The organism is Aquimarina sp. Aq107 (genome assembly GCF_943733665.1).
Classification (GTDB): domain Bacteria; phylum Bacteroidota; class Bacteroidia; order Flavobacteriales; family Flavobacteriaceae; genus Aquimarina.
On the sequence record NZ_OX030782.1, the window covers coordinates 580,486 to 593,975 of the forward strand.

12 protein-coding genes are annotated in these 13,490 nt (G+C 30.1%); 5 read left to right on the forward strand and 7 right to left on the reverse strand.

The genetic code is table 11. From position 1 onward, the window contains the following. On the forward strand, positions 1–933 hold the full coding sequence (gene ctlX / locus NMK29_RS02290; RefSeq protein ID WP_108802992.1) for a citrulline utilization hydrolase CtlX: 933 nt from the start codon (positions 1–3) through the stop codon (positions 931–933). A 102-nt stretch (positions 934–1,035) separates the two neighbouring features. Continuing rightward, positions 1,036–1,446, forward strand: a complete 411-nt coding sequence (locus NMK29_RS02295; protein WP_027392523.1) for an Rrf2 family transcriptional regulator — start codon at positions 1,036–1,038, stop codon at positions 1,444–1,446. 4 nt (positions 1,447–1,450) lie between these two features. Here NMK29_RS02295 and NMK29_RS02300 read toward each other — a convergent pair whose 3' ends face one another. From NMK29_RS02300 to NMK29_RS02310, 3 genes are all read right to left on the reverse strand, one after another. Then, entirely contained in the window at positions 1,451–2,077 is a 627-nt protein-coding gene (locus NMK29_RS02300; RefSeq protein ID WP_108802993.1) for a chromophore lyase CpcT/CpeT, read from the reverse strand. Positions 2,078–2,142: 65 nt separating this feature from the next. Then, positions 2,143–3,585 (reverse strand): SDR family oxidoreductase, encoded by a 1,443-nt coding sequence (locus NMK29_RS02305; RefSeq protein ID WP_108802994.1) that lies wholly within the window; start codon positions 3,583–3,585, stop codon positions 2,143–2,145. 97 nt (positions 3,586–3,682) lie between these two features. Beyond that, positions 3,683–4,114, reverse strand: coding sequence for a hypothetical protein (locus NMK29_RS02310; protein WP_108802995.1), 432 nt, complete (start codon positions 4,112–4,114; stop codon positions 3,683–3,685). A 107-nt stretch (positions 4,115–4,221) separates the two neighbouring features. Between NMK29_RS02310 and argS the strand changes: the two genes are divergently transcribed. Beyond that, a complete protein-coding gene (gene argS, locus NMK29_RS02315; RefSeq protein WP_108802996.1) occupies positions 4,222–6,000 on the forward strand; it encodes an arginine--tRNA ligase in 1,779 nt (592 codons plus the stop codon). A gap of 5 nt (positions 6,001–6,005) precedes the next feature. Here argS and NMK29_RS02320 read toward each other — a convergent pair whose 3' ends face one another. Beyond that, a complete protein-coding gene (locus NMK29_RS02320) occupies positions 6,006–7,994 on the reverse strand; it encodes a tetratricopeptide repeat protein (protein WP_108802997.1) in 1,989 nt (662 codons plus the stop codon). A gap of 152 nt (positions 7,995–8,146) precedes the next feature. On the opposite strand from NMK29_RS02320, the gene NMK29_RS02325 reads away from it, so the two are divergent. Beyond that, entirely contained in the window at positions 8,147–8,617 is a 471-nt protein-coding gene (locus NMK29_RS02325) for a GNAT family N-acetyltransferase (protein WP_027392518.1), read from the forward strand. Here NMK29_RS02325 and NMK29_RS02330 read toward each other — a convergent pair. The 3 genes from NMK29_RS02330 to NMK29_RS02340 form a co-directional block, all read right to left on the reverse strand. Next, positions 8,614–11,073: a TonB-dependent siderophore receptor gene (locus NMK29_RS02330; RefSeq protein ID WP_108802998.1), complete on the reverse strand. Its 2,460-nt coding sequence runs from the start codon at positions 11,071–11,073 to the stop codon at positions 8,614–8,616. The genes NMK29_RS02325 and NMK29_RS02330 overlap by 4 nt on opposite strands. Before the next feature lie 32 nt (positions 11,074–11,105). Beyond that, positions 11,106–12,008, reverse strand: a complete 903-nt coding sequence (locus tag NMK29_RS02335) for a FecR family protein (protein WP_108802999.1) — start codon at positions 12,006–12,008, stop codon at positions 11,106–11,108. A 66-nt stretch (positions 12,009–12,074) separates the two neighbouring features. Then, positions 12,075–12,590: an RNA polymerase sigma factor gene (locus tag NMK29_RS02340; RefSeq protein ID WP_027392515.1), complete on the reverse strand. Its 516-nt coding sequence runs from the start codon at positions 12,588–12,590 to the stop codon at positions 12,075–12,077. A 79-nt stretch (positions 12,591–12,669) separates the two neighbouring features. Between NMK29_RS02340 and NMK29_RS02345 the strand changes: the two genes are divergently transcribed. Then, positions 12,670–13,359: a hypothetical protein gene (locus NMK29_RS02345; protein WP_108803000.1), complete on the forward strand. Its 690-nt coding sequence runs from the start codon at positions 12,670–12,672 to the stop codon at positions 13,357–13,359. Positions 13,360–13,490: the final 131 nt, after the last annotated feature.

The following is a 13,490-nucleotide window of genomic DNA, read 5'->3' on the forward strand; positions in this document are numbered from 1 at the left end:
ATGAAACAGATAACAAATACTATAGTGATGATTCGTCCAGTTAAGTTTAGGATGAATGAACAAACAGCTGTAAATAACTATTACCAGAACAGTTCAAGTAGTAGTGCAGAAGATGTGCATATAAAAGCACAAAATGAATTCGACGGTTTTGTTGAGAAATTGAAATCTATCGGAGTAAATGTAGTGGTTATTGATGACAAGGAAGAAAATGATACTCCAGATTCTATATTTCCAAATAATTGGGTTTCCTTTCATGAAAATGGTGATATTGGATTATATCCTATGTTCGCTGTTAATAGAAGGAGGGAGCGTAGGCCGGAAATTTTAGATATTATAGAAGGCACTGGTTTTGAAATAAAAAACATTGTTGATTACACATCAGCTGAAGAAGATAATGTTTTTCTTGAAGGTACCGGTAGTCTTGTGCTTGATCGAGTAAATAAAAAGGCTTATTGTGCATTATCTCCAAGGGCAGATGAAGAATTACTTATTGAATTTTGTGAGGATTTTGAATACACTCCAGTAATTTTTACAGCATATCAAACAGTAAAAGGTGAACGATTAGCAATTTATCATACAAATGTTATGATGGGTATTGGAGAAACCTTTGCAGTAGTATGCGTAGATTGTGTAGATGATAAAAAAGAGCGTAAGAATCTTTTGAATCACCTAAAAAATGATGGTAAAGAAATTATATCAATTACAGAAGCTCAAGTGAATAATTTTGCAGGGAATATGTTACAAGTTATCGGGGCGGATGATAAAAGATATTTGGTAATGTCTTCTGCAGCATATAACAGTTTAAGTAAAGATCAGATATCAAAAATAAAAAAACATTGTGAGATTGTTCATAGTGACCTGGGAACAATAGAAGAACTTGGAGGTGGAAGCGCCCGATGTATGATGGCAGAAGTTTTTCTTCCCAGAAAATAATAGTTTGTAGATAACTTTTCTGAGTCTTAAAATAGTTAAAAGATATCACTTAAACACTAAGTGATATCTTTTAACTATTTTTGATTATATTCAATTTAAAAAATGCTTTCGAAGAAAACAAAATACGGATTAAAAGCCCTAACGTATATAGCAAGGAAAAAGTGTGAGCACCCTGTTTTAATATCAGAGATTGCTAAAAGCGAAAATATTTCTCAAAAATTCTTAGAAAGTATATTACTAACACTTCGTAAAAACGGTTTTTTAGGCTCCAAAAAAGGAAAAGGAGGAGGTTATTATTTAATTAAAGAACCTAAAGAAATTTCAATGGCTTCGGTGATCAGGGTGTTAGAAGGGCCTATAGCAATGTTACCATGTGTAAGTCTTAATTTTTATGAAAAATGCGATGACTGTCCAGATGAGGATGCTTGTACAGTGCATGAATTGATGATTGAAGTTAGGGATAATACCTTAAAAGTTTTGGAGAATAAGACTTTAGGGGATTTTATGGACTAAGTTTCTATTCTTCTAAAACTCTAAGGAATATATAAGGTCCTTGAATCTTTCCCCAAACCTGTTTCCCTTGATTATCATACCCTCTATCCCAAGAAGAAATTTTATTTCTACTAATTACTATATTACTGGTAGTATAGGATATGGTTTTGCTAAAACTACTAGAGCAGGTTCCTTTTTCTGTTTTTCCCAGATAAATTGTGGAAGTCTTTTTTTTAAAATAAACATCACACCCTTCCCTTATTTTTAAACTGTCTTTTGTTAACCTATCAAAAACTGATACATTTTTCCATGAATTAACATATTTTCTTTGATTTGGTATTACATAGCTTGTTGTGCTTATTGTAACACTGTCTACTCTTTTAATATGTATTATTCTTTGATTGTATACAGAGGTGTTATTTTTTTCATCAAATAGTTCCTGATAAAACCAATACCCAGATCTGTTTTCCCAGATTGGATAATTATAAAGATTAACCGCAGAATAACCTGATTCTTGTTTAGATTGTTCTTTAGAAGAAAAATTCCCCGATATTATTTTTACAAAATCATCTAGCTCCTGATCGCTACCTTTTTTTGTATTACAACCAAGTGCTACTATTATTAGAAAAAAAATGAGGAAAGGTTTCTGCATTTATTTTTTAGTAAAAATACTAATATTAGATCGAATAAATGCTATTTATCGTATTATTTTGCTTTTTATCTGATTTTTTTAACCTTGTTTGAACTGATATTACGTATCATTCCTCCAAATATAAAGTAATGAAAGGGTACCATCAGATACCAATATAATCGCCCCCAAATGCCTCTTGGTCTAAAGGTAGCAGTTTGATGAAGTATGTTGTTTTTGTCGATGTCAAATTCAAGCCAAGCTTCACCAGGAACCTTCATTTCTGCAAAAAGTAGTAGACGTTTTTCATTCTTATCAGCCACTAAAACTCTCCAAAAATCTAAAGCATCTCCAGAGTTGATTTTATCGGGATTAGTTCTTCCTCTTCGTAAACCAACTCCGCCAAAGAATTTATCAATATGTCCCCTTATTTTCCACATCCAATCTCCATAATACCAACCAGTTTCACCACCTATCGCCCAGATTCTTTCGATTACTCGATGAGGGTTATCTATATTCATCTTTTTATAATCTCTAAGACATCCCTTTTTTGGAACTTTTACATATTTCTGAATATCTTTATCAAAACGACCACTAACCATAGAATCTTTCCAGCTTGATACCACCTGATTTTGTTCTATTTTAATAAAAGCTAATTCTAAAGCTTTGGTATATGTCATAGGTTCAATACCTAATATTTTTTGTAATCGATTGTCGTTGGCTATTACAGGAATACTCATACTATCTACTAAATTTAGCGCAAGTTTATACGATGTAGAAGTAACAAAGTATAACCAATACGAAGAAAGTTTGGGAGTCATTACTGGAAGTGTTAGAATAAGTAAACTGATTCCACGTACTTTAGAATATAACAAAAGCATTTGTTTATAAGTAATGACATTAGGCCCGCTGATATCAAATGATTGATTATAACATTCGGTATTTCCTAATACTCCTGTCATAAAACTTAAGACATCTCTTATAGCAATCGGATGTGTTTTGGTATTTACCCATTTTGGTGTTAGCATAATAGGTAATTTCTCGCAGAGATCTCGAATTATCTCGAAAGAGGAACTGCCTGACCCAACAATGATTCCTGAACGTAAAACAGTAAGATTAAAATTTCCTTTATATAAGGTTTCCTCAACATTTTTTCTGGACCATAAATGCTTGGATAGGTTTTTTTCGTTTACAATACCGCTTAAATATATTACTTGTTTTATGTTAGTTTGTGCTACATAGAGATTGAAATTTTGCGCAGAAATTTCTTCTTTTTTATCAAAATCAGAAGTAGAAGAACTCATAGAATGAATCAAGTAATATGCTACATCAATATCATGAGGTAGTTTAGAAGTATTTGGGTCTTCTAAAAAGTCTATTTCTACAATAGATACTTTTTCGATCATTTCATGATCTATAGAAAGCCTATCTCTATCTCTTACGCAGCAAATAATATCGTGACCAGCGTCTAGTAATAAAGGGAGTAACCTCATGCCAATATAACCATTAGCACCTGTAAGTAATATTCGCATCTTTTTAGGTATAAGATACGAAGAATTACATTGTGATTTTGTCAAAAAAGTAGATTGCTAAAGTTTTTTTACCACTCAATACTGATGTCAATCTTATTTATAAGTCTTCGATATTCGTAGGACTATTGTCTGCTTTATAATTAAGTACTTTTTTAATGTATTGGTGGGTAGCAGTATCCGTGTTTTTTACTTTTATTTTAATGTGATAATTATCCTTATAAATGCAATATTCTTCTGCTTTTCCTTTGTAGATCGTTAATTTATAGAAAGGAATAACTAAAAGATACGTTTCTAAACGTACACCAAAACCAATCAAAATACCTTTTGGTCTCAATTCTATATTACAAGTATGTATTCTGTTATCCAGCATTAATAGGTTATTAATTTCTACACTGGACCCTACAATATGAAGTTTTGGAGAACCAATCCCTCCTAATTTTATTCGTTCTATTAAGGTAAATGGTTTTCCAACTTGCTCTATGAGTTTCTCTTTAAGTTCAGGGTCTCTATATGTATTATTAACAAGCATCTTTTTCTTTTATCACAAGATACGAATTGATGTCAATAGAGGTGGCGGAAGATTATATTTCTATTATCTTTGCTGCCTGATTTTTATATCAAAATACAATTCATAAAATGGCATTACAACAAACTATTACAGAACAAGTAAAAGCGGCAATAAAAGAATTATATAGTGCAGATTTAGAATCCGTAGAGTTACAAGGTACTCGTAAGGAGTTTGAAGGAGATATTACGGTTGTTGTTTTTCCGATGTTGCGAGTAGTAAAAGGGAACCCAGTTCAGATAGGAGAAGCTTTAGGGGCTTATTTAGTTGAGCATATGAAAGAAATTACTTCTTTTAACGTAGTAAAAGGATTTCTTAATTTAGTAATAGAAGATCAATATTATTTAGATTTTTTTGCTAAAATAAAAGATACTAATAATTATGGTTTTGCTAACCCGTTAGAGGGAGATAAGGCAGTAATGGTTGAATATTCTTCTCCTAATACAAATAAACCATTGCATTTAGGACATATTCGAAATAACTTATTAGGTTATGCCGTAGCTGAAATAATAAAGGCTAGTGGTAAAAAAGTATATAAAACTCAGATTATTAACGATAGAGGAATACATATTTGTAAAAGTATGGTAGCCTGGCAAAAGTTTGGGAATGGAGAAACTCCTGACTCTACAGGTTTAAAAGGAGATAAGTTAGTAGGGAATTATTATGTGCGTTTTGATAAAGAATATAAAAATCAGATATCAGAATTGGTAGCATCGGGAAGAACGGAAGATGAGGCAAAAAAAGAAGCCCCTATTCTTATTGAAGCCCAAGAAATGCTCAGAAGCTGGGAAGCAGGAGATGCGGATGTTGTGGACCTGTGGAAGACTATGAATAATTGGGTTTATGCAGGATTTGATCAAACATATAAGACGCTAGGTGTTGATTTTGATAGCTATTATTATGAAAGTAACACATATCTTTTAGGGAAAGATAATATAGAAGAAGGTTTATCGAATGGAGTGTTTTTTAAGAAAGAAGATGGATCTGTTTGGTGTGATCTCACAGATGAAGGTTTAGATGAAAAATTAGTGTTACGTAGTGATGGTACTGCTGTATATATGACACAGGATATAGGTACAGCTATCCAACGTGTAAAAGATAATCCTGATATCGGAGGAATGATTTATACTGTTGGTAACGAACAGGATTATCATTTTAAAGTTCTTTTTCTAATTCTTAAGAAGTTAGGATATGACTGGTCTAAAAATTTACATCATTTAAGTTATGGAATGGTTGATCTTCCAAGCGGTAAAATGAAAAGTAGAGAAGGTACCGTTGTAGATGCGGATGATCTTATTGTCGAAATGGCAGTGACCGCTGGAGAAATTTCAAAAGAATTGGGGAAACTTGATGGCTATTCTGAAGAAGAGAAGAATTCAGTCTATAAAACTATTGGTTTAGGAGCATTAAAATATTTCATTCTTAAAGTAGATCCTAAGAAAAGAATACTATTTGATCCTTCAGAATCAGTAGACTTTCAAGGAAATACCGGTCCTTTTATTCAATATACTTATGCAAGAATTCAGGCTATTTTGCGTAAAGCGGATTTCAATTCGAGTACTTCTGTAAGTGATATAGTATTGGATGGAAAAGAAAAAGAATTGATTAAATTGTTAGAGATGTATCCTGATATTATACAGAGTGCAGCTAAGGATTTAAGCCCTGCAATTGTTGCTAATTACACATATGATTTAGTAAAGGCGTATAATTCGTTTTTTCAGAATGTATCAATATTTGGAGCAGATTCTGAAACCGAGAAAGTTTTTAGAGTTCAACTGTCTGAAATGGTGGGTAAAACTATTAAATCTGCATTTAGTCTACTTGGGATTCAGGTTCCAGAGCGTATGTAATTATTTTAAGAGTTTTGGTTTTTTGGTAGAGTAATACAAAAAGAACTTCCTTTTCCAAGAGTACTTTCAACAGTTAGAGTCCCTTGGTTAAGAGCGATCAATTCTTTACAAATATTTAACCCTAATCCAGTACCAGCTTCGTTGTTAGTTCCTTTTGTGGTCAAGGTTTCTTCAGAAAAAATTTTCTTTAGATTTTCTTCAGATATTCCAATTCCGGTGTCATTAAAATAGATTTTTACAACGTTCTCTTCTTCTTTTTTAAATAAGGTTATGGTGTCTCCAGGATTGCAAAATTTTATTGCATTTGCAATCAGGTTCTGGGTTACTATGGTACACATATCTTTATCGGCATATACCTGTGTGGTATTTTTTAAGCCATTAATGATTTTGATTTCTTTTTGAGAAGCTTTTGATGAAAAAAATATAATTTTTTCTCGTATAATTTCCGAAAAATCGTACGTATTAGGGTTTGCCTTAAGCTCATTCATCTGAGATTTGGACCAGTTTAATAGATTAGTTAATAATAGGGATGTTTGATGGGCACTATTAGAAAGTAAAGGGATTATCTCTTTAAATTCATTTTCGGAAATTACATCATCTCTTAATAAATTAAGAGTGTTATCTAAACCGTGTATTTCATTTTTTAAATCATGAGATACAATAGAAAATAATTTGTTTTTTACTTGATTGGATTCATTTAACTCTTTTATATATTTAGCTCTTTCTAATCTGCTTTTTACTATTCCTATTATAAAAATGAAGGCAACAACAAAAGCTGCAATTGCCAAATAGGTATATATTTTCTGTTTGAACAATTCTTCTTTAGCTAATTGTTCACTTTTTTTTTGTTTATCTAAAGTTATTTGTTGCTTTTTTTCATCTTCAACTCTTCTTTTTACAAGTTCTATTTTTTGACTAGTTTCTTTAAGTGTATGAGCATTAAATAAATTATTATATTTTTTTTGCCATTTATATGCGTCTAGATATTTTCCTTGTGCAGAGTCTAGAGCAGAGGATAAATCATAACAGTTGAGAAGTAATGGTGTAGAATTAAGCTTTTGTGATTCAGTAGTAGCTGCAGAGATATAGCTTTCAGCATCTTGAAATTTCTTAGTCTTTATAGCAACTTCGCCAAGAGATAATTTTGTTCTGATTAGTCTTTCTTTATAGGCTACTTTGCCTCCAATAAAAAGTGCAGATTCATAATACTTTTTGGCTTGCTGGTACTCTTTTTTAATAAAAGATATTCTGCCTAGAGCACTATATGCCTCAGCAATTCCATGACTATCATTTTCTCTTTTATTAATTGTTAAAGATTCATTTAGTAATACCAATGCACTATCTAATTTTTTTTCTTTGATATAAATTAGTGCTAAATTATTAAGAGTAGAACCTATAGTTTTCGAGTTTGTATTTCGTTTTAGTGCTAATGATTGATAATAATATTTTTTGGCGGATTCGAGCTCATTAATGTCTCCATAGACGTTTCCAATGTTGTTAATAGTTGTGGATAGACTAGCACTATCTTTTAATTTTTCATAATATTGATTAGCTTCTAAAAGATGTGTAATGCTTTTTTCGGGATTTCCTAGTCGTTGTTCAATAACTGCTTTGTTATTTTGAATTATCGCCAGCCCTCTTGTGTAATTTATTCTTCCGTAGTATAAAGCAGCTTGATCAAAACACTTTAAAGCTTCATATAAATCATCAGTGTGATTATAGATAGCAGCTTTTTCGTTATGTATCTGTCCAACACCTTTATCGTATTTGATCTCTTTAGAAATTCTAATAACGCTATCGCAATATTTTAAACCTTCTTCAAATTTTTCATTTAAATTCAATTCATAGATCAAATCAGCTGCAAGATTAATATTTAAGGAATCCGATATAGATTTTGTAACCTGAATAATGCTATCCAGTTTTTTTTGTTGTGATAACCCAATACTACTAGTAAATAATAGTAGAATGGTAAAGCAATAATAGGTATGTTTCATAAAAATAATTTAGGGCACTTAAAAATTACGATATTTATCGTTGATTTTATGTTTTTTTTAACTAAAAATTTCATTCCTACGGCATTTTTTTTATTTTTATAGGAAATGTTGTTTTACCCCATAATAAAAGAAGTATTCTTCTACCTAACTAAATGAATTATCAAATATCCAAAGCTACTGACAGTGATTTGCCATTAATGCAACGATTATTCTATCAAACAGTTACCATCTATGGTTCTAAGATTTTTACCAAAGAAGAGGTGAAAATATTTTCTAGACTAGCATTAGATAAAAAACACTGGAAAGCAAAGTTTGTGGATGACTATGTATATAATGCTAAACTTAATGGAGAAGTTATTGGTTCATTTTCGCTTAGTAAAAATGGGGAAATAGAATATATTTTTGTTCATCAAAATTATCAAGGAAGAGGAATAGCAAAGAAACTTTACCAGACTTTAGAAGAAGTCGCAAGAGAAGCGAACATGTTAACCTTAAGCACTCAAATTAATTCTAATACAAAAGATTTTTTCAAAAAAAATGATTTTGAGATTATTCAAAATATAGAAAAAGTTGCGGGAGGAGAAGATATTGTTGGGTATAATGGTGTTAAAAAACTTGGTTAGAAACTTAATCGAAAAACAGCATTAGGTGTAATGCCTAAACCAAATTCTTTTATAGTTTCAATTTCACTTTGATTTCTTATGACGAAATATTGATTAAAAATGTTTTCTTGATTTAAAAGATTCCAAATTGAAAACCCAGCTAAACCGTTAATGCTTTTTCCTATTTTAAAAGTATAGGTAGATGAAAGATCGATTCTGGTGTAGCTATTTAATCTATTGCTATTAGGGTTTTGGTAATTTATGATATCATTTTCAATGCTATTTGTGGTATTAGGAAATGTAGTTGGTTTTCCACTATGCCAATTTATACCGGCAGATATCTTTAAGTTTTTATTATTATATGCAGCTGCAAAGTTTACGTTATGCCTAATATCAATATTGTTGGCAAAATTGGATGGACTTAAATTAGAGAATGAGTATTCATTATCTGCATACGAATAACTAAGCCAAGTACTAAAGTTTTTAAATCTCTTGTTAATCAAAAAATCAATACCTAATACTTCGTATGAACCGTGATCATTAGTGAATTCGAATTGATTCTGAAATCCTTGACTTCTAGTAATAATTCCTTTTACATCCTTATAGTATATATCTGTAGTTATAAGCCAATTATTATGATTATAGCTAAGGCCTATAGAAGCTTGTCTACTTTTTAAAACAGGAATGTTTTCATCATTAGATAATACCCATCTTCTGTTTTCAATGCCTAGAAAATCATTCTGTAGATCTATAACTTGAGATGTAGATTGACTTTTGATTTCTCCTAAAACCTCAATTGTAAAGTGATTATTAAATCTTTTGTAAAAATTAATTCTTGGTTCGAGAATGTATGTGTCAAACTTTTCTAAGTAATTAAGACGAGCACCTAGGTTTGCATATATAGAACTGCTGTCAGAATTATATTCTATCTCAGAAAATAAACTATGCGTACGGATTACTTCTTTAGTAAGATCTCTAAATGTTGGATTATTTAATTCTTGTAAATATGATATACCAGTTTCATTGAATTGGTATCCATTTTTCAAATTAATATTTGCATCAGTTTTAAGAAATGTATTTAGTTTTAAACCATTTTCTAGAACATCATTTTTTTGTAAAAGTCGCTGATTATTTGGTATGTCAGAATTAATTGTTTCTAGGACATAATTTGTGCCATACAATAGTAGTTCACTCTGAAAAAGTTTACTCCAATTTCTTTGATAAAGAATACCACCTACGATGTTGTTTTGTGTAGCACTACTTTCTCTAGAGTTATTAATCTGGGTATCAGAAGAATTTTCTTGAAAAACCAGGTTGTTTCGCATTAGAAGAGCATTTACTTTTATAAGATCTTTAGGAGATAATTGATATAGCCATCTCATACTTATATCATAGAAAGAAAATCGCTCTCCAGAATTATTAGTGCTAAATACTTCAGAATTTTGGAATGCTTTGTCAAAGTACTGATTATATGTTGGTGTTTCTAATATATCATTAATAGAATGTCTTACTGCTAATTGAATGGAAGATTTTTTATTTATTGGAGTATCTAAATAAGTATCAACACTGATTAAATTTAAACCAATACTTGCGTCTAACTTATTGTTAATTTTGTTAGTCGTATTCATTGCTATTACACTTGAAACACCATCACCATATTTGGCGCTTGAACCATTTTTGTATACCTGAACATTTTTAGTTAGATAAGGATTAAATGCGGAGATAAGCCCAAAAAAGTGACTAGATTGATACATTTTAATACCATCCCATAGAATTAGGTTTTGATCATTAGTACCTCCCCTTACATTGATATCAGAAACAGTTTCGTTTACACTAAGAACTCCTGGAAGTGCTTGTATAGTTTGTAATAGGTCTGGTTCTGTAAGACCAGGCAAAATACCAAAATCATTATAATCGATTTGAATAGAACCATCAAGTTGTTTATCTATCCCTTTAATTAAATAGTCATTTAGGACGATTTCGTTTATATACTCTAGTTTTTGAATTAATGTTATTTTTTTACAAGGTTTGTTAAAAAAATCAAGTGCAGAAACAGTGACTGGTGAGTAACCTAAAAAGCTAATTTTAATTTTTTCATTAGGAGAATTTACTTTAAGCGTGAATTTGCCATTAATATCACTAATAGCGGTATCATCGATTCCTTGAATAGAAGCATCAGATATAGTTCTATTAGTGATGTCAACTAAAGCACCACATATTTCTACAAACTTAAAACTAACAGCAACAGAATTGTTTTTTAGGATCGTATAATCGAATGGAGTGTTATTTCTTAGATATACAATGGTTCGTTCGAAAGAAATAGAATCAGAAGGTTTAATAATATTAATATTTTCCAATTCTTGGTTTACATAAGAAAAATCATATCCAAATTTTTCCTGTATAGTATTTAAAAATGATATAAGTGAAATTGTATCTTTTTCGGTTTGAGAATTTACCTTAAAAAGAAAAAATAACATTAAAAAAATAGAAATGAGGATTTTGGGTTTAATCACTCTTTAGATAAAGTTACTGTTTTGTTATTAATCACATATTTTATACGCATTGGAATCGTAACCGATTTTAATGCATTTTCAATATCTGAATGTACAAAATTACCCGTAAATAGAATAGAAGGATCTATATTTTTTGTTTCTAGTGTAACTCCAAATTGCCATTCTAATTCTTTAAGAACTTTAGAAAAGGGAACTTTATAGAAATAACTTTTATTATAATACCATTTAGGTTCTTGATCAGTAATCTTTTTGTCTAATATAACATTCGAATCATATTCTAGTGCATCTCCAGCTCTCAAATACTTTGTTTCATCACCTATAGCAACACTAACAACTCCTTCGTAACAGATTACCTCAAAAAAGTTTTCTCTTTGCTTAATATTAAACCTAGTTCCTATAACACTTACGATCCCTGATGGAGTATGGACATCAAATTTTTTACCTTTAGCAACTTTAAAATATGCTTCTCCTTGTAATGATATTTTACGTTCACTTTCCCAATTTTTTTCATTGTAAGTTAATGAAGAGGTAGCATTAAGTCTTATCATTGAATCATCAGGAAGATTAATGGTAGATTTATCACTTATCGTTTTAATTGTAGTGTCATATTGTTTAAAAAAAGAAAAATATAAGCCAATCCCAATCACAAAGATTGCAGCTATAGGAAACAATATTTTAATATAAGATTTTCTTTTTGGCATTTGTTTTTTCTTAGATAAATCGTTAGTAAGGTTTTGTAAATTACTTATTGTATCATAATCAGGCGCACTAAATTTTTTAGCAGTTTCTGATATTTTTACATAAGAATCATAGGCGTCCAATTTCTCAAACGCCTCTGATTCCTGCTTAGTGAGTTGATCATTATTCAACCACTTATTAATAAGATCCTCCTTTTTCATAACAAGTTTCTTAATATTATAACAACTGATAGGTGAAAATTCCTACCCTGGTTTTTAAATTATTTTTTAAATTCCTTCAATATCTTTTCTCAACTTTTCTAGAGCACCATAAATTCTTTTTTCTACTGCTTTTCTAGAAATACCTAATAAGTCAGCAATTTCTTTGTGCTTTTTGCCTTCTATTCTATTCATCAAAAACGCAACTCGTTGAGATTCTGTTAAGTTAGATAGTGCATTTTGATATTTTAAAAGATATTCTTTTTCCTCCATTATAAATTGAGGACTTTCATTTGTACTACTTTTTGTTTCCGTTAACTTATAATTTAATTTTACTTTATCATGTTTTATCTGATTTAAAGTAAGATTATTAGCTACGGTGAATAAAAAACTCTTTGCTTTTTCTATTGAAACTTTATTACAATTATCCCATAGCTTAATAAAAGCTTCCTGAACTTGATCTTTAGGATTTATATGAGAACCATATTTGTAATAAATGAAGTCGTGAAGATTTTTAGAATGTTTTTTAAATAATTCTGAAAACAGTCTTTCCTCGCAAACATCTTTGAAGAGAGTTTTTGGCATTTTGAATTTTTTCCAAAATTAAAAAAAAACTTAAGCTAGTGGGAATTTGAGTACTTAAATTGTTATAATAGTGAATTAAATGAAGAAAAGTACTATGGAAAAAATGAGAAATTGTATAATCTTAATATTTGTGAGTTTTACGGTATTAATGATTTCTTGTCAAGAGGAGGAGAGGGAACTTATTGATCCTGAGTTGGATAATGCCATTCATCAGGATTCGCAACTCGCAGGGTTAATGAGGAATATTGTTACTCACGATGGGTCTTTTGATGATTTAATTGATGGAGGTAATTGTTATAGTATTAACTTACCATATTCGATACTGCTAAATGGTACAGATGAAATAATCATCAATCAAATTTCAGATTATGATCTTTTTACAGAATCAGATAATATTCAGATCCAATTTCCTATTACCGTTACACAACATAATTATATAGAAGAAATAATCGAAAACGAATCACAATTACAAACATTGGCTAATAGTTGTGAGTTACAGGATGATGATATAGAATGTATTGATTTTATATACCCTTTTAGGTTTGCAACTTATAATACCTCTAATAATATTTTAAATACAATAGAAGTAATTCATGATGCACAAGTGTATGGATTTATGGATAATCTTGATGAAAATACGTTAGTTGCTATTAATTACCCTTTGAGATTATCATTAAGTGATGGGACCAGTATAGAAGTAATACATAATGATCAATTAGTATCTGAGATACTAACATTTGAAACATCTTGTGATGAAAATGACGGATAGTTTTGTTTATTTTTTTTATAAAATAGTTAAACAAAAAGTTAAAAAAATACTAAAATCATTTTTTGAGGTAGCACTTTTACTTTATCAGTTGTTTCATCAACGAACAATAAATTAAAAAAATAAAAACCAAT